Annotated in this window: 19 protein-coding genes; 5 read left to right on the forward strand and 14 right to left on the reverse strand. The window is 56.4% G+C overall.

Annotated features, from left to right (window positions below):
- Positions 1 to 45 precede the first annotated feature (45 nt).
- The 5 genes from ACR0J0_RS09070 (at position 46) to ACR0J0_RS09090 (ending at position 4,728) form a co-directional block, all read left to right on the forward strand.
- Positions 46 to 621, forward strand: coding sequence for an MOSC domain-containing protein (locus ACR0J0_RS09070; RefSeq protein WP_480663150.1), 576 nt, complete (start codon positions 46 to 48; stop codon positions 619 to 621).
- A 165-nt stretch (positions 622 to 786) separates the two neighbouring features.
- The gene (locus ACR0J0_RS09075) at positions 787 to 2,463 is read left to right on the forward strand and encodes a formate--tetrahydrofolate ligase (protein WP_480663152.1); all 1,677 of its coding nucleotides are present in this window, start codon (positions 787 to 789) and stop codon (positions 2,461 to 2,463) included.
- Positions 2,464 to 2,521: 58 nt separating this feature from the next.
- A complete protein-coding gene (locus tag ACR0J0_RS09080; RefSeq protein ID WP_480663154.1) occupies positions 2,522 to 2,827 on the forward strand; it encodes a chorismate mutase in 306 nt (101 codons plus the stop codon).
- A gap of 52 nt (positions 2,828 to 2,879) precedes the next feature.
- On the forward strand, positions 2,880 to 3,770 hold the full coding sequence (gene folD, locus ACR0J0_RS09085; protein ID WP_480663156.1) for a bifunctional methylenetetrahydrofolate dehydrogenase/methenyltetrahydrofolate cyclohydrolase FolD: 891 nt from the start codon (positions 2,880 to 2,882) through the stop codon (positions 3,768 to 3,770).
- A gap of 220 nt (positions 3,771 to 3,990) precedes the next feature.
- Positions 3,991 to 4,728 carry a LytTR family DNA-binding domain-containing protein gene (locus ACR0J0_RS09090; RefSeq protein ID WP_480663158.1) on the forward strand — a complete coding sequence of 246 codons (738 nt, stop codon included), beginning with the start codon at positions 3,991 to 3,993 and terminating at the stop codon, positions 4,726 to 4,728.
- A gap of 2 nt (positions 4,729 to 4,730) precedes the next feature.
- Here ACR0J0_RS09090 and pdeM read toward each other — a convergent pair whose 3' ends face one another.
- From pdeM to ACR0J0_RS09160, 14 genes are all read right to left on the reverse strand, one after another.
- Positions 4,731 to 5,393 carry a ligase-associated DNA damage response endonuclease PdeM gene (gene pdeM, locus ACR0J0_RS09095; protein ID WP_480663160.1) on the reverse strand — a complete coding sequence of 221 codons (663 nt, stop codon included), beginning with the start codon at positions 5,391 to 5,393 and terminating at the stop codon, positions 4,731 to 4,733.
- 41 nt (positions 5,394 to 5,434) lie between these two features.
- Positions 5,435 to 7,846 (reverse strand): ligase-associated DNA damage response DEXH box helicase, encoded by a 2,412-nt coding sequence (locus ACR0J0_RS09100; protein WP_480663162.1) that lies wholly within the window; start codon positions 7,844 to 7,846, stop codon positions 5,435 to 5,437.
- A gap of 40 nt (positions 7,847 to 7,886) precedes the next feature.
- On the reverse strand, positions 7,887 to 9,194 hold the full coding sequence (locus ACR0J0_RS09105) for a P-loop NTPase family protein (protein ID WP_480663164.1): 1,308 nt from the start codon (positions 9,192 to 9,194) through the stop codon (positions 7,887 to 7,889).
- A gap of 117 nt (positions 9,195 to 9,311) precedes the next feature.
- Positions 9,312 to 9,857 (reverse strand): prepilin peptidase, encoded by a 546-nt coding sequence (locus ACR0J0_RS09110; protein WP_480663165.1) that lies wholly within the window; start codon positions 9,855 to 9,857, stop codon positions 9,312 to 9,314.
- 3 nt (positions 9,858 to 9,860) lie between these two features.
- Positions 9,861 to 10,712: a tetratricopeptide repeat protein gene (locus ACR0J0_RS09115; protein WP_480663167.1), complete on the reverse strand. Its 852-nt coding sequence runs from the start codon at positions 10,710 to 10,712 to the stop codon at positions 9,861 to 9,863.
- A 29-nt stretch (positions 10,713 to 10,741) separates the two neighbouring features.
- Positions 10,742 to 11,323 carry a tetratricopeptide repeat protein gene (locus ACR0J0_RS09120; protein WP_480663169.1) on the reverse strand — a complete coding sequence of 194 codons (582 nt, stop codon included), beginning with the start codon at positions 11,321 to 11,323 and terminating at the stop codon, positions 10,742 to 10,744.
- A 7-nt stretch (positions 11,324 to 11,330) separates the two neighbouring features.
- The gene (locus ACR0J0_RS09125; RefSeq protein WP_480663171.1) at positions 11,331 to 12,314 is read right to left on the reverse strand and encodes a type II secretion system F family protein; all 984 of its coding nucleotides are present in this window, start codon (positions 12,312 to 12,314) and stop codon (positions 11,331 to 11,333) included.
- A gap of 10 nt (positions 12,315 to 12,324) precedes the next feature.
- Entirely contained in the window at positions 12,325 to 13,293 is a 969-nt protein-coding gene (locus tag ACR0J0_RS09130; protein WP_480663173.1) for a type II secretion system F family protein, read from the reverse strand.
- A 12-nt stretch (positions 13,294 to 13,305) separates the two neighbouring features.
- Positions 13,306 to 14,751, reverse strand: coding sequence for a TadA family conjugal transfer-associated ATPase (locus ACR0J0_RS09135; RefSeq protein ID WP_480663175.1), 1,446 nt, complete (start codon positions 14,749 to 14,751; stop codon positions 13,306 to 13,308).
- A 24-nt stretch (positions 14,752 to 14,775) separates the two neighbouring features.
- Positions 14,776 to 16,011, reverse strand: a complete 1,236-nt coding sequence (locus ACR0J0_RS09140; protein ID WP_480663177.1) for a CpaE/TadZ family protein — start codon at positions 16,009 to 16,011, stop codon at positions 14,776 to 14,778.
- Positions 16,012 to 16,210: 199 nt separating this feature from the next.
- A complete protein-coding gene (locus tag ACR0J0_RS09145) occupies positions 16,211 to 16,837 on the reverse strand; it encodes an OmpA family protein (RefSeq protein ID WP_480663179.1) in 627 nt (208 codons plus the stop codon).
- A 17-nt stretch (positions 16,838 to 16,854) separates the two neighbouring features.
- Positions 16,855 to 18,261 (reverse strand): type II and III secretion system protein family protein, encoded by a 1,407-nt coding sequence (locus ACR0J0_RS09150; RefSeq protein ID WP_480663181.1) that lies wholly within the window; start codon positions 18,259 to 18,261, stop codon positions 16,855 to 16,857.
- Between the two features lie 192 nt (positions 18,262 to 18,453).
- Positions 18,454 to 19,323, reverse strand: a complete 870-nt coding sequence (gene cpaB, locus ACR0J0_RS09155) for a Flp pilus assembly protein CpaB (protein ID WP_480663183.1) — start codon at positions 19,321 to 19,323, stop codon at positions 18,454 to 18,456.
- Between the two features lie 153 nt (positions 19,324 to 19,476).
- A complete protein-coding gene (locus ACR0J0_RS09160) occupies positions 19,477 to 19,695 on the reverse strand; it encodes a Flp family type IVb pilin (protein WP_480663185.1) in 219 nt (72 codons plus the stop codon).
- Positions 19,696 to 19,708: the final 13 nt, after the last annotated feature.

Genomic DNA, 19,708 nt, shown 5'->3' on the forward strand with positions numbered 1-19,708 from the left:
CTGGCCTCTATTGCTTTTTAATAAGCATTTTAAAAGGGGCTTTTGATGCCGGTATTGCGCGAAACAGAATTCACGGGTGAAGTTGTCTGGCTGGGGCATGTACCTGACGGCGACTCGATCCGCGCCAAGGCTGTCGAATCCTTGGATCTGGACTTCGCAGGCGAGAAAGGTACGCGACACGAGGGTGTTAATCGAGCCTCCTGTGTCAGGGTCAAGAACCTGTATCCTCAAGGGACTGAAATCCGTAATGTCCGCCAGTTGTCGATCCTGTCCGCAGAAGAGATGGATGACACGGCCAAAGAGATGGGGCTGGATCGTCTCGATCCCTCCTTCCTGGGGGTCAGCATTCTGTTGCGGGGTATTCCCGATTTCACGCATATCCCTCCAGCTTCGCGTCTGCAGGTCCGCGATGGCGTGACGATTACAGTGGATATGGAAAACCGCCCTTGCGTCATCCCCGGACGTGAGATCGAGGCGGATCAGCCGGGTTACGGCGCGTCCTTCAAGCCTGCGGCAAAGGGTCGTCGGGGTGTGACGGCGTGGGTGGAACGCCCCGGACAGCTGCGGCTGGGGGATCGGATGACGTTGTTCGTACCGGATCAAAGAGCCTGGGCGCCATAGAGGCCAACCGTTTCCGATTTGAAACCGGCGAATTGACGCTACGCCGTTTCATGGCATGATTATGTCGGAATCTATATCCATCGCGATTGTACACAACGGTATGGATTGGCCAGCATCGGCCCATCTGCGCCGGTTTGCACGGTATTTAATCAGGGATATTGCCCAATGAGCTACAAATCCGACATCGAAATCGCTCGTGAAGCGAACAAGAAGCCGATTCAGGAAATCGGCGCAAAGCTGGGCATCTCCAGCGACGATCTGCTGCCTTACGGCCACGACAAGGCGAAGGTCAGCCAGGACTTCATCAACTCGGTTCAGGACCGCGAAGACGGCAAACTGATCCTGGTCACCGCGATCAACCCGACTCCTGCGGGTGAAGGTAAAACCACTACCACTGTGGGTCTGGGCGATGGCCTGAACCGCATCGGCAAAAACGCGATGATCTGTATCCGTGAAGCATCGCTTGGCCCGAACTTCGGTATGAAGGGCGGCGCAGCAGGTGGCGGTTACGCGCAGGTTGTTCCGATGGAAGAGATGAACCTGCACTTCACCGGCGACTTCCACGCGATCACCTCGGCCCACTCGCTGCTGTCGGCGATGATCGACAACCACATCTACTGGGGCAACGAGTGCGAGATCGACATGCGTCGCGTCGTGTGGCGTCGTGTCGTCGACATGAACGACCGCGCCCTGCGTCAGATCACCTGCTCGCTGGGCGGTGTCTCGAACGGTTTCCCACGCGAAGCGGGATATGACATCACTGTGGCCTCCGAAGTTATGGCGATCCTCTGCCTGGCGAACGACCTGAAAGACCTGGAAAAGCGTCTGGGCGACATCATCGTGGCCTATCGCCGCGACAAGACCCCGGTCTACTGCCGCGACATCAAAGCCGAAGGCGCAATGACCGTTCTGCTGAAAGATGCCATGCAGCCGAACCTGGTACAGACGCTTGAAAACAACCCGGCATTTGTCCACGGTGGGCCGTTCGCGAACATCGCACACGGCTGTAACTCGGTCATCGCGACCAAGACCGCTCTGAAAGTTGCCGACTATGTCGTGACCGAAGCGGGCTTTGGTGCCGACCTGGGTGCCGAGAAGTTCATGAACATCAAGTGCCGTAAGGCGGGCATCGCACCGTCGGCTGTGGTTCTGGTTGCCACCGTGCGCGCGATGAAGATGAACGGCGGCGTTGCCAAAGCCGATCTGGGCGCGGAAAACGTTGATGCAGTTCAGTCGGGCTGTGCCAACCTGGGCCGCCACATTGAAAACGTTAAGTCCTTTGGCGTTCCGGTCGTCGTCGCAATCAACCACTTCGTAACCGATACCGATGACGAAGTTCAGGCCGTCAAAGACTACTGTGCCGAGCACGGTGTCGAGGCGATCTTGTCCCGTCACTGGGAATTGGGTTCGGATGGCTCTGCGCCTCTGGCTGAGAAAGTTGTGGAAATCGTCGAAAATGGTGCTGCGAACTTCTCGCCGATCTACCCCGACGACATGCCGCTGTTCCAGAAGATCGAAACAATCGCCAAGCGCATCTACCGCGCTGACGAGGTTTTGGCCGACAACAAAATCCGCAACCAGCTGCGCGAGTGGGAAGAAGCGGGCTATGGTAACCTGCCGGTCTGCATGGCGAAGACCCAGTACTCGTTCTCGACTGACCCGACCCTGCGCGGCGCGCCGACCGGCCACTCGGTTCCGGTACGCGAAGTTCGCCTGTCCGCAGGTGCCGGTTTCATCGTGGTTGTCTGCGGTGAGATCATGACCATGCCTGGTCTGCCGCGCAAACCGGCTGCGGAAACCATCTGCCTCAATGACGCAGGTGAGATCGAGGGCTTGTTCTAAGCCGCCGAATAGGACATCTCGTGGTCCGGGGAATCCCCCGGGCCATGAGGAGACGAACATGCCCACTCTGACACCGCCGCAAGACTGCCAATCGATGCAGGAATTGCGGCCTCAGATCGACAAGCTGGACCGCCAACTGATCGAAATGTTGGTGACGCGTGCAAGTTACATTGACCGCGCGTCTGAGCTGAAGCCGGGCGAGGGCTTGCCTGCTCGAATCCCGGATCGTGTCGAAGAAGTGGTGCAGCGCGTGCGCACAAGTTCAGCTGAGCTGGGAATGGACCCGGACCTTGCTGAACAGTTGTGGCGCATATTGATTGACTGGTCGATTGCCCGCGAAGAGCGTGTACTCGGCCCAGACTGAATGACCGGGCGCCCCATGCGCCCGATCCGTTTTTGAAAGAAGGGATCAAAGGATGGTAGCGCAGGTTATCGATGGGAAGGCCTTTGCCGCCAAGGTGCGCGGGCAGGTTGCCGATCAGGTTGCAAAGCTGAAAGAAGAAAACGGCATCACCCCCGGTCTGGCGGTGGTTCTGGTGGGCGAGGACCCAGCGAGCCAGGTCTATGTCCGCTCCAAGGGCAAGATGACCATCGAGGTCGGTATGAACTCGTACGAGCACAAGCTGGAGGTCGACACTTCCGAAGAGGACTTGCTGGCGCTGATCGATAAGCTGAACAACGATCCGGCGGTGCATGGCATTCTGGTGCAGTTGCCGCTGCCCAAGCACCTGAACGAAGATCTGGTGATCAATTCGATTGATCCGGCCAAGGACGTTGATGGTTTCCACATCTCGAACGTGGGTCTGCTGGGCACCGGTCAGAAGTCGATGGTGCCTTGCACTCCGCTGGGTTGCCTGATGATGCTGCGTGATCACCACGGCTCGTTGTCGGGTATGGATGCCGTTGTAATTGGCCGCTCGAACATCGTGGGCAAGCCGATGGCGCAACTGTTGCTGGGTGATAGCTGCACCGTGACCATCGCACACAGCCGCACCAAGGACCTGCCTGAGGTTGTACGGCGCGCGGACATCGTGGTTGCCGCCGTAGGCCGACCCGAAATGGTACCCGGCGACTGGATCAAGGAAGGCGCAACCGTCATCGATGTGGGTATCAACCGGATTGAACGCGACGGCAAAAACAAGCTGGTCGGTGACGTGGATTACGCCAGTGCTGCCGAGCGTGCGGGTGCTATTACGCCCGTACCTGGTGGGGTGGGTCCGATGACCATTGCCTGCTTGTTGGCCAACACGCTGACTGCCTGCTGCCGCGCCAACGGATTGCCGGAACCCGAAGGGCTAACGGCCTAAGTAACAACGTTGGGGCACGTTCTGAGCTGCCCCAACCAACCCATGCTTTGTGTCATGCCAATGCCTGCGGCAGAGACGCAATCGCAGTAAATTTCCCCATCATTTATGTTTGAATGTTTGCATGGGGCGTGATAGCGCTGATTTTTCAGCCGGTTATAGTTTGTTTCTGGTAGCTTTTGGGACTTTTGGCTGGGTCCTCGAAAGTGGCTTTTAATTTGGTATGACGTCAAAACTAAGTCTCGACAGCAAGGTACTCAGCCCACAGCGCGTGGTGGCCGGTTTTGTCTTCCTGCCAATGCTGGCTTACACATTTCCTCCTTTCATGGTTTCGGAATTGCCATTCGTGCTGCGCCTACTGTTCTGGATCGGAGTGATGGCAATCGCCCTCACGTCCACTTGGATGGCCAGAAATCTATTTCACGGGACCCAAGCCGGTATGAAGGTTCCAGCGCGCGATCTTATGTTTGCCCTGCTTGTATTGGTTCTGTTTATCCCGTCGCTTTGGGTGTTGGCCTGGCTTCTGTTTTCTCTTGGCGGGTACAACGCGCCGGGGATTCCGCGCGTGGTGGGGTACAGCACCCTGTTTACTGCCGGTCTTATTCTGATGCGTCAGGTCGAACCAAAAAGCGAACCGACGCCTCCCTCGGCGCCGCGTCTGACACGGCGCTTGCCGGCTTCGTTCCAGGGGCAGATATACCGACTGACCTCCCGAAACCACTATGTCGATGTCGTCACGTCGGAAGGCACGTTTACGATCCGGTCGCGGCTCACTGACGCAATCGCTGAAATGGAACCTTTGTCCGGGCATTGCGTACACCGGTCCCACTGGGTCACCGACAAAGCCATCATCGGCACTGAGAAAGTGGACGACAGAACCTATCTGAAGTTGGTTAATGGTGATCTGGTGCCGGTCAGCCGAAAATACAAACCAAAGCTCGAAGACGACGGGTTAATCTGAGTTCATCGCCGCATGGGAATGAGTTGCGGTTGCGGACCGGTCAGGATGGCCATGGCCCGGTTACTCATCAACTCGTTCAGAACCTTTTCAGAGCTCAGCAACCCGCCCGTATACGTGCCATAAGCTGGTAAGATAAGTCGGGCGTTGTCCAGCAAGAATGCCCGGCGCGTGATAGTTCGGCCGCACGCCTTCAGTCTGACCTTTGGGTGGTAGTGGCCTGAAACTTCGCCTTGTCCATCGGATTGCGCAATATGTCTGAAAACCAAAGAACCAGCCGAATACTCTGACCGATGCGTGCCGCCCAGATCAATTGGACCGGGGTCGTGGTTACCCTCGATCCAAATCCATTGGCGTCCCGCCTGTAGGGCCGTGAGCCTGAGTTTCTCAGCTGCTCCAAGGGCGGCGAGCGCGTCCAGATCATCAAAGCTGTCACCAAGGCAGATGACGGTCTGCGCGTCGGTTCGTTCAATGTCCGCGGCCAATCTGGTCAGGGTATCGAGACTGTCATAGGGGGGCAGGGACGGGCCGCCTCGTCGCGCCATGCGTTCGGATTTTCCCAGGTGCAGGTCGCTTACGCACAGCAGGTTTTGGTCGGGCCACCACAAAGCGCCTGACGCCAACGCACGCAGGTCTTGCTGGGTAAAGGAGAACGCCAGGTTGTTCATGGTACGTTCTTTGCTTTTTTCCGAGCCCGACGCAAGCGGTTTTACTTTGTTTCCAAGCCGGCTTCCTGCAGCAGACGGGCGCTTTCTTGGGCCAGCAATCGTTCCTCGGCAGCACCCTTGACCGGTACTTTCCCGACCTCAAGAAACAACGGGGCAGCCAAGGGTGAGACCCGCTCCAACCGAACCAGATCGATCCGGTCGCCGATGCGGGTGATCATCTCTTCGATGCGCCCAAAATCCACCAACCCGCGCATGGCCTCTTCGCGTGTGATCTGCATTAGCAGGTGGTCAGGGTCATATTTCAACAGAGTGTCGTACAAAATGTCCGAGGAAAACGTCGCCTGCCGTCCGCTTTTGCGCTGTCCGCCAGTATTGCGGTCAATCAATCCGGCAATCGTTGCCGAGGCACGAAATGTTCGTTTCATCACCGCATTGCCCGCGAGCCAATTCTCAAGCCCGTCACGCAACGTATCTTGCCGAAACAGGGGGCGCGGGTCCATCACGGCGTCCAAACCCCAGATAAGCGTCGCATAATCGGTGGCGACGAAGCCAAGCGGGGCCAGCCCGGTTTCCTCCATCCGCTTGGTCAGCAGCAGACCCAGGGTTTGTTGCGCATTGCGCCCCGCAAATCCATATACGCACAGGTGTTCTCGCCCATCGTTGGGAAAGCTCTCGATCAGCAAGCGATCCCGTTGTGGCAGGCGCGACATATCGCGCTGAAGGGCCAGCCAATCCGCTGTGTGCTGCGGCAATTGAGGCCAGTCAGGTTGGGCAAACATCCGAAGGATACGGTCGCTGAGCTGCGTGGACGTGGCGAATTTGGTGCCCGAAAACGTAGCTATTTTGGGTTTTTTGTCCGCCTGACGGCTGACCTCGACCACCATTTCGCGCAGTCCCTCGTAGCGGACAATCTGACCACCGATCAGGAACGTGTCCCCGGGGGTCAGCGAGGCGGCGAATGCCTCTTCGACCTCGCCCAGAGGTTTGCCGCCGCGATTGCGTTTCAGGCGGACCTTCAACGTGTCCGTATCCTGAATCGTGCCCAGATTCATTCGGATGCGTTGTGCGGCGCGGGGGTCTCTCAACTGCCACTTTCCGTCCGACCGTTGCAGTAGTCGCTGCCAGCGATCATAGGCGCGCAGCGCGTAACCTCCGGTGGCGCAGAAATCCAGGCAGGCATCGAATTCCACCCGGCTGAGGTTGGCAAAAGGCCCGGCCTTAGTCATCTCGGCGAATAGAGAATCCGCGTCGAAGGGACCGGCTGCGGCGGCGATCAGGATATGCTGGCACAACACATCCCGAGGACCGGAGCCGCGCGGCTCTCCGTCCAGATCGTGGGCTTTGGCGGCCTCAAGTGCCGCAACGCATTCCACGACCTCAAAGCGGTTTGCAGGCACCAGCAGGGCTTTCGAGGGCGCGTTGTATCTATGGTTGGCGCGCCCGATCCGTTGCACCAGTCGTTTGACGTTTTTGGGTGCGCCAATCTGGATGACCAGGTCCACATCTCCCCAGTCGATGCCCAGATCCAGACTACCTGTGCAGACGATCGCGCGCAGATCACCGCGCACCATTGCGGCCTCAACGCGTTCGCGTTGCTGGCGATCCAGACTGCCATGATGGATGCCGATGGGCAGTGCGTCGTCATTGGCGAGCCAGAGATTGTGAAAGAAAATCTCAGCCTGCGCCCGGGTATTGTGAAAGATCAGCGTTGTCTTGTGTTGTTTGATCTGGTCCAGAACAGCTGGGATCGAATAAGCGGCACCGCCGCCCGACCAGGGAGGCATTTCCTGCGTTTTCAACATCCGAATGTCCGGATCAGGGCCGGGGTCAGCCTGAATAATCCGACAGGGGTCGGGGTGGCGCGCCAGAAACCGGGCAATGGCGTCGGGGTCTTCGACGGTGGCGGACAGGCCGACTCGGCGAAGGTCCGGGCACAAGCTTTGCAGCCGGGCGAGGGCCAACATCAGTTGATCCCCGCGTTTGCTCTCGGCCAGTGCGTGGATTTCGTCGACGATTACACGTTGCAAGCCTTTGAACATACGCGGGGCGTCTTCGTAAGAGGTCAGCAGAGCCAGACTTTCGGGCGTTGTCAGCAAGATATGCGGAGGGTCCACGCGTTGGCGTTTCTTCTGTGTTGCCGAGGTGTCGCCGGTTCTGTCTTCAATACGAATTGGCAGGCCGATTTCGTCCGCTGGGCCACGTAAGTTTCGGCGGATATCGGCGGCCAAAGCTTTGAGAGGAGAGACATAAATCGTGTGTAGACCGGTCCGGTCACATGCGGCCAGTTCAGCCAGCGTCGGAAGAAATCCTGCCATTGTCTTGCCGCCACCGGTTGGGGCGATCAGCAACGTGGCCGGGTCCGCAGCCCGGTCGAACATGTCTTGTTGATGTGGATGGATGGACCAGCTTTTGGCGTCAAACCAATCCGTGATCCGGGCGGGAATCTGCGTCATGCAAGCAGACTACCCGTCTCATCCCGGAAATGGCACGGCGTTATTTGACGATTTTCTCGTCCTTGACGAACATGTTGGCCCAAGCGCGATCGATCAGGTCGGGGCTCATCTGGTAAGGGATACCTTCGAACTCGCAGATCGAGATCATCTGGTCGATCAGGAAGATCGGTTGATAGTTGGCGTAGACGTTGTTGATCGTCGGGTATTTGACCTTCAGCAAATGCACCAGCGCGGATTCGTCCAGCGGCATGCCGCGTTTGCGGGCAACCATCGCAAAGATCTTCAGGAAGTCTTCCTGGTTCGGACCACCGATCTTGATCTTGAAGAAGATCCGGCGCAAAGCCGCTTGGTCGAAGATTTCGTTCGGGTGGAAGTTGGTCGAGAAGATGACCAAAGTGTCGAAGGGGACTTCGAACTTTTCACCGGACTGCAGGCCAAGAATATCCTTGTTCTCTTCCAGCGGAACAATCCAGCGGTTGATCAGGGCCTGCGGCGGTTCCTGCTGACGGCCAAGGTCGTCGACGATGAAGATGCCGCCGGTCGATTTCAACTGCAGCGGTGCCTGATAGGTCCGCGCTGTTGGATTGTAGACCAGATCCAGCATGCTGAGCGACAGTTCACCACCGGTGACAACAGTGGGGCGTTCACACTGAACGTATCGCGTATCGAACCGCTTGCGGCGGCGCAGGCTGTTTGGGTCGTCGGCTTCCTGCTCGATCGCGGTGTGCACGATTGGGTCATAGACCGTGATCACCTGACCGGCATATTCGATGGCCCGCGGCACATATACATTGTCACCAAGCGCATCCCGAATACCGTTCGAGATCGAGGATTTACCATTGCCCGGAGGGCCATACATCAGAATGGAACGGCCCGCGCTGACCGCAGGGCCCAAATGGTCAAGCAAGCTGTCGGGCAGTACCAGATGGCCCATCGCCCCAGTCAGTTGGTCACGGGTCACCTGGATATTTCGGATCGACTGGCGCTTGACCTGTTCGCGATACACGTCCAGCGGAACCGGCATTGCGCCGAAGTATTCAGACTGGCTTAGCGCGTCAAGCGAGCGGGCTTTGCCCGCGTCCGTCAACTGATATCCCATCTCATTGCCGCTGTTGGCATTCAGGGTACCGGTGGCTTCGATCAGTTTCTGTTCGCGCGCAATGTCGATCAGTTCCTGTGTGACCGCGCCCGGTAGGCAGATTGCTTCTGCGACCTGGGTGACAGTGTCGACGTTCTTCCGGAACATCGTCTTGAGCAGAATGTCCCGCATCATCACGATGGGCAATTTCATTTCGCCCAACCCCTTGGGGGCAGGGGGGGCCATTACCGAAGTGGTCTGCATATTCATGAGCGTTGCCCGTCTATCCAGTATTCACGCCAAAAGCCCACCACGGGGCTGATTGGAGAAAATCTTACCTTGCTTTGTGTCATCACCAAGGCAGTGAAAAGGCGGACTGATGATAGTTCATGACCCGGAAACAGTTCCAAAAATCAGATAGACTGCCAGACTCATGCCCAATGGAAAGCCCATCGGAAACTGCTTAATCCGATTCCAACTTTCCCATTCGGGGGCGATTGTTCTGAGCCGGGTGTATTTGGCCAGTCTGTGCGTGGCAAAGGCGCCCAGCGTGGCACAGGTCACAATCATAATCATGAGACTGTAATCGCCGCGCCAGACGAAAGCCGAAGCGGCGGCCAGAAACTTGGCGTCACCGGCCCCCATGACGCCAGCGGCATTGAATAAAAATCCCAAAAAAAGAACGACTACAATATGCAGCAGCTGCCAAAGATAAGGTGGAAGCGTCACAACAATCGGACCCACGCCACCGGTCGTCCATTCGGTCGACCACGGCGGCAGAACGAACAGGCCCACGACGGCAAAAACGGTGGCCAAGGCGAGAACAGCGTGGTTTTTGATCAGCATGCTGCGCAGATCCGTGAACGCCACATAAAAACAGATGGGCAACACGAACGGCAAAAACCAAGCCGCCGCAGTCGCGGGGATATGCATGGATCAGGCTTCCTCGAGCGCGCGGAGCGAGCGAACGGCTTCCTCATAATGCTGCGGATGGGTGGCGATCGCTTCGCGGAACAGGTTCTTAGCTGTTGTGACATCGCCCTGTTTGACTGCAGTAATACCCATTGTGTTTAACAGCATGGCACGTTCGACCTGTGTCAGGGGAACGACCGGCATGCTGTACTTGCCCTGCGCTGCCCGCGCCAGCACAAGGTTGTTCTTGGCCGTAAACAGAGATTTGTCCTGTCGGATCGCTTCGCTGAACAGGCGTTCTGCCTCGGCATACTCCCCACGCGACAGCTTTGAATATCCCCAGTTATTCATCACGCTTCCGGGGCGCGTGGTCAGGCCGACGGCAGTTTCATAGAAATGATCTGCCCGTTTCCAGTCTTTTCTGGAATCGGCCACAACTGCCTCAAGGCGGTAGCGTTGGAAGGTCTCATAAGTCGGGGGTACGGTATCCAATGTCGCCTTGGCCTTCGCCCAGTCACCAGCGCGCACCAACGCACCGGCATATTCGACCTTGTCGACACTCGAGGCACCTTTCATGGTCGTAACTTTTTTCCAGGCCGACGCAGCCTCGGTCGTGCGTTTGGCGCGCGTAAGGGAAATTGCAAGGCCCCTCTGGAGGTCAATCCGATCCGGATTCTTGGCCGCCGCGCCTTGGAAATACGTGACGGCCTCATTCGGGTCCGCAGCGGTCAGCAGCACCTCATTCAGGTTGGTTTCGTCAATGACGTTAACCTCCTGATACGTGCGTTCCACCTTTTCCTCTGAGGTTTCTTTTTCGCAGGCGGAAAGAACTATACCGCACACTACCATAGTCGGAATCAAGAATTGTTGGCGCATTTTTGCGTCCCTTACTGCTCTTGCCAATGTTACGGGAGCTTGCGCAGCGTGAATTGCCCGTCGCCTTGCTGCTCCAGTGTATATTCTTGTTTTTCCGGGTTAGTATTAACAGGATTTTCCATTTTTGCGAGGGCTAAGCGCAGATTGTCTCGGATTGCGTCACTTTCGCCATTGTCCAACGCAAAGGCCCTTCGGAACATCTGAGAAGCCTCTGGATACTCGCCTTTTTCCATCAGCAAAACGCCTAGATTGTTCCACGCGACAGGCCAGTCCGGATCATCTTTTACAGCGCGACGCAGTAGGTCTTCTGCCTGACCCAAACGCATAAGGCCCAGATTTGCAGTGCCCAGTGACGTGAGAATCTGTGTAGTCATCCCCCGATCCAAAGCGGCCCGCGTAAAGGCGTCCATCGCCAGCTCATATTCGCCTGCGGCCATCAGCCGGTTACCAACCGTAATTGGATCCACCCCCTCGGCTCTTGGGTCGAGGCCGGGGGCATCCAGATCATTCGACAGTCCTGTTTCTGTACAAGAGGCCACCATAGCAAAAACCATGGTGGCCTGAACCGCGCGGCGTACCCGGAAACGGATGCGCCTGATTTTTGATGTCATCGGGAGTCTAGTTCGCGCTGTTTGCAAAGTCTGCGATACCTTTTGCCGATGGGCCGACCAGAATGACCAGCAGTGGTGGCACTGTCAGCATCATTGTGGCAAGCGTCATTTTGGTTGGCAACTTGTTCGCAGCCTCTTCGGCACGCATCACGCGTTTGTCACGCATTTCACCGGCATAAACCCGCAGAGCATCGGCAATCGATGTGCCAAAGGTGGCCGACTGTATCATAACGGTCACGAAGGCGCTGACATCCTGAACCCCGCAGCGCGTACCAAAGTCACGCAGAACAGTATCTTTGTCTTTACCCGCCTTCAATTCGTAGGCAATGACCTCGAATTCCAGGGCAATGTCTGGGTAGGAGACCTTCATTTCCGACGCCACGCGCACGATGGCCTGATCCAGAGACTGCCCTGCTTCAACGCAAACCAGCATCAGGTCCAGCGTGTCAGGAAACCCGGCGACGATGGCTTCCTCCCGCTCGGCTACACGTCTGGTGATCCAGTAACGAGGCAAGAAATACATCACACAAGCTGGGATCAGCACCCGTATTGCCATTTGCGAAGGAGTGAATTCCTGATCTCCGGCCAGAACCGTCACAAGCATCACGCCGACCAGAATACCAATAATACCGAGCGCAAACTGGGCAAAGTGGAAAAAACGAACCGCGTCCTTGGACTGATAGCCTGCCTGGCGCAGCTTGAGCTGCATGGCTGAAAGCTCTTCTTCGTTCTGGGGCTCAAGGAATGTCGCGAATTTCTGGAGCTGCTCATTGCGGCTTGAGTTTCGAAGCTTGTCCTTCTTCGACTTTTTGCCACCTTTTTGTGGTGCATTCGAGCGTTGCAGTTTCTTGAGGGGGTCCTCTGGCTGGTTCAGCATCAGCGGCAAGGCAACGAGGATCATAAACAATCCCAACAAGCCGACCACGATAAGTGGCCCAAACTCTCCAAGATGCTCTTTCAGGATATCATTGATTTGGGTCAGGAATTCCATGTCGGTGCCCTCAGACCTTGATGTCGGTAAGGATGCGCATAACGATCAGGTTCAGGGTCAGCATGATGCCAACAAAGAAACAAGCCGGTATGAACCACGCGTGATCGACAACTTCGTCGTAATAACCGGGGTCCTTAACAAGAATGAACAACAGGCAGAACACTGGAAAACCGGACAGAAATTTGCCGGACCATTTAGCCTCGGCCGTGATCGCCTTGACTCGACGGAACAGGCGAAAACGGGCACGGATAACCTTCGCGAGACCGGCCAGAACCTCGGCCAGGTTACCACCGGATTGTTGCTGAATACCAACAGCGACAGACAAAAAGCGAAGATCCTGCATATCCAGACGCTCGGCCAGATCCTTGAGCGCTTCACCCACGTCACGGCCGTATGCGCATTCATCAGCGATGATCCCGAACTCGGTCCCAAGCGGGTCCTGTACCTCATTGGCGACGATCTGGATCGTCGAGACAAAGGGGTTACCAACGCGCAGCGAGCGCACCATCAGTTCCACGGCATCGGGCAACTGCTCTTCCATCATGGCCATGCGTTTGCCAGCTTTGTGGTTTACCCAGGCATAGACGCCACCAACACCAATTGCGATTGACAGCGCGATCCTAAGTACGGGATCCGTCGCTGTACCGATGCTCAATCCGACGTAGGCAAAGCCGGAAACTAGCGCCATGATCATAATCAATTGGCGGGGTGAGAAGGCGATAGCCGCCTTTTGTGCCTTGTCGGCCAGAAGAGAATAGAGCGGGATGCTCTGAGACTTCATGTGCTGCTGCATTTCCTTGCGCAGCTGTTCCAGCACCTGTTCGCGGCCAACACCTTTGTCCAGCATGTCCAGACGGCGGTTCACTCGACTGTTCAGGCTGATGGATTTGCCAAACGCCACAAGGTAGATGCCCTCGACCAAGAGCAGCACTCCAACGAAGATCACGACATAGATAAGGGCCTCTACGGGCAGTTGCATATCCGGATCTCCTTAGACGGTCGTCGGTTCGTAGATGGATGGAGGCAGATCGAAGCCCCACAAACGGAAACGTTCCGAATAGTGGCTGCGGACGCCCGTTGCGGTGAAATGGCCAATGATCTTATTGTCTGGTGTCAGGCCAACCCTCTGAAATCTAAAGATTTCCTGCATAGAGATGACATCGCCTTCCATACCTGTGATTTCGGTGATCGACGTCATGCGGCGCGAGCCGTCCTGAAGACGGCTGGCTTGCACGATCAGGTTCACAGCCGAAGAGATCTGGCTACGAACCGCCTTGATCGGCATCTCGATCCCGGCCATCGCGATCATGTTTTCCAGACGCGAGATCCCGTCTCGGGCCGAGTTCGCGTGGATCGTGGTCATCGAACCGTCGTGGCCGGTGTTCATGGCCTGCAGCATGTCGATCACCTCGGCGCCACGCGTCTCGCCCACGATGATGCGGTCGGGACGCATACGCAGAGCGTTTTTCAGACAGTCGCGCGGACTGACCTCACCCTTGCCTTCCACGTTGGGCGGGCGGCTTTCCATCCGGCCTACATGGGTCTGCTGCAGCTGAAGTTCCGCGGTATCCTCAATCGTCAGGATGCGTTCGGCGTCGTCGATGAAGCTGGACAGGGCGTTTAGCGTAGTCGTTTTACCGGAACCTGTACCACCGGAAACAATAATGTTCAGCCGGGTGGAAACTGCGGCCTGAAGGTAGGCGGCCATTTCCTCGGTAAACGCACCGAAATTAACCAGATCGTCGATGCCAAGCTTGTCTTTCTTGAACTTACGAATGGAAACCAGCGAGCCATCGACCGCAATCGGTGGCACCATTGCATTGAAACGCGAACCGTCGGCCAGACGGGCATCAACGTAAGGGTTGGATTCATCGACACGACGACCCACGGCGGACACGATCTTGTCGATGATCCGCATAAGGTGCTTTTCGTCCTTGAACGTAATGTCGCTGATTTCCAGTTTACCGAACCGCTCAACGAAAATCTGCTGTGGGCCGTTAACCAGAATATCGTTGACGGTATCGTCCTGAAGAAGCGTCTCAAGGGGCCCAAGCCCGGTGACTTCGTCATACAGTTCTTTGTTAAGCTGTGTCCTGTCTTCGCGGTTCAGAACGATATTGCGGGATTCCAGAACTTCGCTGGCAATGGCACTGATTTCGGCGCGGAGTTCGGACTCACCTGCCTTTTCAAGCGCTGCGAGGTTCAGGTTTTCCAGCAATTCGCGATGCAATTCGATCTTGATTTCACCAAGCCGTTCCTTGCGTTTGCGCTCGCGATCAGAAGCTACCGGCTCTGCCGATTTCTTCTGCACAGGCCGACGGGCAATTGCGTTGGCTGCAGGTGCTTTCTCGGCCGCTGGCGCAGGGGCCGCGGTTTGCGGCGCTGCAGCGGTTTCGACCGGCTGCGCCGCGGGCTGTTTCTTGTATCTTGAAAACACGACGACTACCCCTCTGAAATTCCGTTACGCGGCCTCGGCGTTGTTGCTGCCCAGGCTGTGAAGCGACTTTGCAAGTTTGGCGATTTCCCGGCGCAACGGATTTTTGGCCGCCGAATTGGCCAGCGGCAGACCGTGATCGCCGCTTTGCATGACCGGTTTGCCACCATCCGGCAATTGCAGGTCGATCGAAATACCCAGGCTTTCGCCCATTCGCTTGACCCGGCTTTTGCCATTCAAATCCGTGAATTTCGGAGCCCGGTTCAACGCAAAGCGTAACTTTTCGAACGGTAGCTCTTCAGCCTGTAAGGCCCGCTTCAGGCGCAGCGCGTTCTGTGCCGAACGCATGTCCAGTTCAAGCAACGCAAAATACACATGCGCGGTCTGGAGTACTGTTTCCGACCAATGAACCAAAGTCGTTGGCATATCGATGACCACATAGTCGAATTGCCTGCGGGCGGTTTCAATTACTCGCCCAATGTCTTCGGGGGTGATCAGGTCCAGCGGAACCATATCCGACGGTGAGGTCAGAACCTCGAGCTTTTCCTCAAAGGTCTGAAGGGCCTGTGAGAACACATCGTCATCCATCGAAGCGGTGTCTGACAGCATTTCGAATACGGTTTCGCGACGCGGAAGATCCAAATAGGTCGACACGCTGCCATATTGCAGGTCCAGGTCGATCAGGCAGACGGTTGGCGCGTCTTTATCAGAAACTGTTGCAAGCTCCCAGGCCAGGTTGACCGCCAGCGTGGTCGACCCCACGCCGCCCGCCAGACCTTGGACGACAAAAAGGGCTCCCTCTTTTGATTCGCCCTGAACCATCGGAACAGCCGCCGCCTGCGGAGCAGCAACCGGATCAGGTTTGTTCATGCGCTCGATGGCTTCCTGAAGTTCACCTTCGGGAAGAGGGTAGGGGACAAACTCGTCCGCACCCTTGCGCAAAAGCTGATGCAGTGAGGCTGGCGTTACATCCTCGGCGATCAGCACGACCTTGATCTTCTTTTCCTTGGCCTGAGAGATGATTTCGCCCATCAGGGAAAGGTTGTCTTCGTCTTCGCCGTCAATGGCAAGTGCAACGAATTCAAGGCTTTCTGCCTCTGGCTGGCTGAAGAATGCCAGAGCTTCGGCAAACCCCAGGTCTCCCCAACGCTCACCCAGTATGGCCTCCATATCTTCGATCAGCAGATCAAAGTTCTGAACGTCGCGGCTGATCGTGCAGGCCAGAATAGCAGTCCCATCATCATGCGTCGTGGCGCTTGTCATTTACACAATCCTCGTCGTGAGGGCCTGCATACTGACCGAACGTACTTGGTTCGGTTCAGTTTGCTGTTGCCCGGTCGCGGCCAATGTGGGCCGCACTTCACCCTATTGTTGAAAAGATGGCTTGGAACTTAGGCAAGATTTTGGCGCAAAAGAACCAATTGTAGGGAAATGGGCGACGATGCCGCCCATTTCATATGGATTATTCTTCGCTAGAGGTGGAGGCATCTTCACGCTGGATGTAGCTTTCTCTCGTGGCACTTGCGACGTATTCGCGATAGACGATCTCAGCATACTTGCCATCCAGTACAAGCGGGTTGCGATCCAAGAAACCGGATACCTCTGTCACCGTGCGGCGGTTGCGGCGATCCCGGTTCGCTGTGTCGATCAGAGGCCGCGTTTTACCGAAGGAAACAACGGCTTCCAGCCTGGACCGTGAGATTCCCTGTTGCGTCAAAAACGCAACTGCGGCGTTGGCGCGGCGTTGTCCAAGGGCCTGGTTATATGCCTTGGATCCGACGGCATCCGTATGGCCGTAAACGCGGAACCGCACTTCGGGGAATTGTTTGATCCAGGCCGCCTGCCGAAGCAAAGTGCGCTGAGCAGTTGCGTCCAGATTTGCGCTATCGAAGGCAAAGTTGATCTGCGTTGGCACCTCGGCGGCAAACCGTTGACCCAGAATCTGGGCATAAGTCAGTTCCCCGTTCATGACCTGAATGTTATTCAGGGTCGCGTTCCCGAAGGTGCCTTGGTCAATTTCATAACCTGCCTCACGCGTACATCCGGCGACAGCGACTGAAAGACCCAGTGTAATGATCCACTTCTGCATTGGTCCTATCCTCTCCATCATTCCAGGATGTAGCCGTACGAGCTGCCAAAATCCTGCTTGGCGACTTCGGACGCGCCACCGGCACCCAAACGCACGGTACGTGCTGTTTTGCCATTGAGGAACAAGTCAAACTCGGTGGGCGGTTTGACCCGATCGGTTGGCAAGGCCAGGGCTTCACCGCGGGTCGGCGAAACAAGATGTGCGGTGACAATGATCACCAGTTCAGTTTGTTGACGTTGGTATTCAGCGCTGCGGAACAAGGCACCCAACACAGGAACGTCGCCGATCCATGGGAGTTGGCTGTTCAAGTCCGTGAAGTTGTCCTGAATCAAGCCTGCAATGGCAAAGCTCTCGCCATCCCGCAGTTCAACCGTCGTCTTTGTGTCGCGAACGATGAAAGTCGGCACGTTGTTGCCTGCAATCGTGAATTCCGAGTTCGGATCGATGCTTGAAACCGATGTACCCATCTCGAGGTTGATGATGTTTCCATCCACCACGCGGGGGGTAAAGAGGATCTGAACACCAAAGGAACGATATTCAATTCCAATGGTGCCGTCGTCCGCTGGAACCGGAATTGGCACCTGGCCACCCGCCAGGAACTCTGCTTCCTGACCTGAAAGGGCGGACAGGTTGGGTTCCGCCAAACTGCGGACAAGTCCTTTGCTCTCAAGGGCTTCCAGCAGCAACCGCACCTGTGTAGAACCAGCGCCAAAGCCAAACAGGATAGCACCTGTATTCGTCTGTTGGAGGGGGATTCTGTTGCTCAACGCGTTGGCCAAAGCACCAGCGCTGTTCAGTGTGTTGATACCACCCGTTACATCACTGCCGCCAAAGCCAAGCGATGCGGTCAGGCTTTTGGCGACAGACCGGTTCATCTCGGCAAAGCGAACTTTCAGCATAACCTGTTGAACACCGCCAACCGACATCAGGTTAGAAACACGCTCGGGCGCGTAACGTTCTGCCAGCTCCAGCGCACGCGCAAGTTTTGCCGCGCTGGAAACCGTGCCCGAAAGGACGATCCCGTCATTCGCGGTGCGTACTTCGACCGGTTCGCTCGGTAGAATCTGACGAAGCCGCTCTTTGAACTCGGATACGTCCGGGGAAACGCGGACCCGGACGTTGGCGAGCAAATTGCCCGCCCCGTCAAACAAGGTCAGAGTCGTCAGGCCGGGCGCCTTACCCAGAACATAGATAGTGCGGTCCGAAAGCGACGAAATGTCGGCGATGCCCGCATTAGCAATGCTAAGCTCCGCGAACGGTGTTTCGCTTTCAACAACAATTGCGCGGTTCATCGGAACATCCAGCGTTTCCGCCGTTCCGTTCTTGACCACGCGAAGGGTTTCAGCCCGGACGGCATCGCCAGCCGAACTGATAACTAGCGCCAACCCAAGCAGGGTTGCGCTGATCCAGGAACTTATTTTCATGTGACCTGCCTCTCCGATCACGCCTCGTTTTAGGTCTAATGCCCTTATGTGCATTAACACTGCGCGAATTGCGAATTTATTGCAATAATCAATGGTTTCTGGAAACTTCCTTATGTGGGTAATACGCAACATCCGAAAAAACACAAGCCGCGCTGAACGCACGGCTTGTGTCTTTAAGGTTCTGATTTTTCATTAGTTTGTGCAGGGGATGACCGTTTTTACAATCTCACCACCGCGGCGGGTATTCACGGTACAGACTTTTTCCTCCTGGGCGACGGGGGTCGGTGCCGCTTCTTTGATTCCCAGCAGCTTGCGCTGGTCTACTTCGACTGCGCTAGCGACGGTTTCATCCTGCACCCCGACCAACGCCAGGGACAATCGCCCAGTATTCTGAGCCTGAGCCAGTGCGGCGATCTGTTCCGGGGTCGCGGCCACCGTTACCGTGCGCGCGATCGTGGTGCCGGTCACATCTGATCCCGCGGTCTGGTCAACTGCGATCAACTCGATGTTGTTCTGGATCAGGCGTGTGATCTCGCCTTCGCCGCCTGCACCTACCAGGGAGCCGGTCCAATAAACATCGACATTGTCGCCTGGACGCAAGAAGCCTGATACGCCCGATGCCACGTCCACGCTGATAGCGAACGCTCGCATACCTTTTTCAAGGCGAGACGTAATACCTGCCGCTTCGCCGGGTTGCGTGACTTTCACCTCCATCAGAGCCTCGTCCTTTTCCATTGCTCTCAGGACAAAGCGTTCACCCCTCGCGTCTTCCGGGAATAGCACCGCCATTTCCACGAAGGTGCCTTCAGGGATGGCGTCCTCGGGCCAGTTCACGATACGAACGTCTTCCTCGGTCAGGCGTTGGCCGTATTTCAGAGCCTTGTTTGAAACGATCACTCCGACAGTCGGAATTGTTTTGACATTTGCCAACGCTTCCTGCGTCGCCAGGCGCTCTCGGGCAAGTTGGTCCTGATACTGAGCGATATAGTCTCGTGCCAAATAGACGGCACCTCCGGCCAAAGCCACCCCGATAATCAGGACTAGTCCAAATACTGCGCGCATTCGCGTCCCCTCGCATTACTTCATTCAGGTTAGACGTCGAACACGTTACGACATCAGTTTCCCCCAATATGAATGCCAATTGTGTCGAAAAGGGGGACAATCATTACTTTTTCGCAGCCTTTCTTAAGCGCTATGGCTTAGCTGCGAACGGGATCAGGAATCAGGCTGGCTAAAGTTAACAGTGATTTCCTGAACATTGTCGCTAACCGTGGTCAGCGATGTGCCGACTGCACCATCTAATTCCCTTACGGGGTCCGCTATGTACAGGCCGATGAAGACGGCAATCCCAACCAGCGCCGCTGTCAAAACGACCCAATCAACAGTGATTGCACCATCTTCATCTTTCAGGAGATTTTTTACTCTGTTTACCATGGGAACCCCAAAG

It is taken from the genome of Ruegeria sp. BF12, assembly GCF_056538705.1.

Excerpts from the sequence above, each read along its gene's own strand:
- folD (WP_480663156.1), top strand. The coding sequence starts at position 2,880 with ATGGTAGCGCAGGTTATCGATGGGAAGGCCTTTGCCGCCAAGGTGCGC.
- ACR0J0_RS09115 (WP_480663167.1), bottom strand. The coding sequence starts at position 10,712 with ATGCGCCAACAATTCTTGATTCCGACTATGGTAGTGTGCGGTATAGTT.
- ACR0J0_RS09160 (WP_480663185.1), bottom strand. The coding sequence starts at position 19,695 with ATGGTAAACAGAGTAAAAAATCTCCTGAAAGATGAAGATGGTGCAATC.
- ACR0J0_RS09145 (WP_480663179.1), bottom strand. The coding sequence starts at position 16,837 with ATGCAGAAGTGGATCATTACACTGGGTCTTTCAGTCGCTGTCGCCGGA.
- ACR0J0_RS09125 (WP_480663171.1), bottom strand. The coding sequence starts at position 12,314 with ATGGAATTCCTGACCCAAATCAATGATATCCTGAAAGAGCATCTTGGA.
- ACR0J0_RS09110 (WP_480663165.1), bottom strand. The coding sequence starts at position 9,857 with ATGCATATCCCCGCGACTGCGGCGGCTTGGTTTTTGCCGTTCGTGTTG.
- cpaB (WP_480663183.1), bottom strand. The coding sequence starts at position 19,323 with ATGCGCGCAGTATTTGGACTAGTCCTGATTATCGGGGTGGCTTTGGCC.
- ACR0J0_RS09070 (WP_480663150.1), top strand. The coding sequence starts at position 46 with ATGCCGGTATTGCGCGAAACAGAATTCACGGGTGAAGTTGTCTGGCTG.
- ACR0J0_RS09080 (WP_480663154.1), top strand. The coding sequence starts at position 2,522 with ATGCCCACTCTGACACCGCCGCAAGACTGCCAATCGATGCAGGAATTG.
- ACR0J0_RS09100 (WP_480663162.1), bottom strand. The coding sequence starts at position 7,846 with ATGACGCAGATTCCCGCCCGGATCACGGATTGGTTTGACGCCAAAAGC.
- ACR0J0_RS09105 (WP_480663164.1), bottom strand. The coding sequence starts at position 9,194 with ATGAATATGCAGACCACTTCGGTAATGGCCCCCCCTGCCCCCAAGGGG.
- ACR0J0_RS09150 (WP_480663181.1), bottom strand. The coding sequence starts at position 18,261 with ATGAAAATAAGTTCCTGGATCAGCGCAACCCTGCTTGGGTTGGCGCTA.
- ACR0J0_RS09075 (WP_480663152.1), top strand. The coding sequence starts at position 787 with ATGAGCTACAAATCCGACATCGAAATCGCTCGTGAAGCGAACAAGAAG.
- ACR0J0_RS09140 (WP_480663177.1), bottom strand. The coding sequence starts at position 16,011 with ATGACAAGCGCCACGACGCATGATGATGGGACTGCTATTCTGGCCTGC.
- pdeM (WP_480663160.1), bottom strand. The coding sequence starts at position 5,393 with ATGAACAACCTGGCGTTCTCCTTTACCCAGCAAGACCTGCGTGCGTTG.
- ACR0J0_RS09090 (WP_480663158.1), top strand. The coding sequence starts at position 3,991 with ATGACGTCAAAACTAAGTCTCGACAGCAAGGTACTCAGCCCACAGCGC.
- ACR0J0_RS09130 (WP_480663173.1), bottom strand. The coding sequence starts at position 13,293 with ATGCAACTGCCCGTAGAGGCCCTTATCTATGTCGTGATCTTCGTTGGA.
- ACR0J0_RS09120 (WP_480663169.1), bottom strand. The coding sequence starts at position 11,323 with ATGACATCAAAAATCAGGCGCATCCGTTTCCGGGTACGCCGCGCGGTT.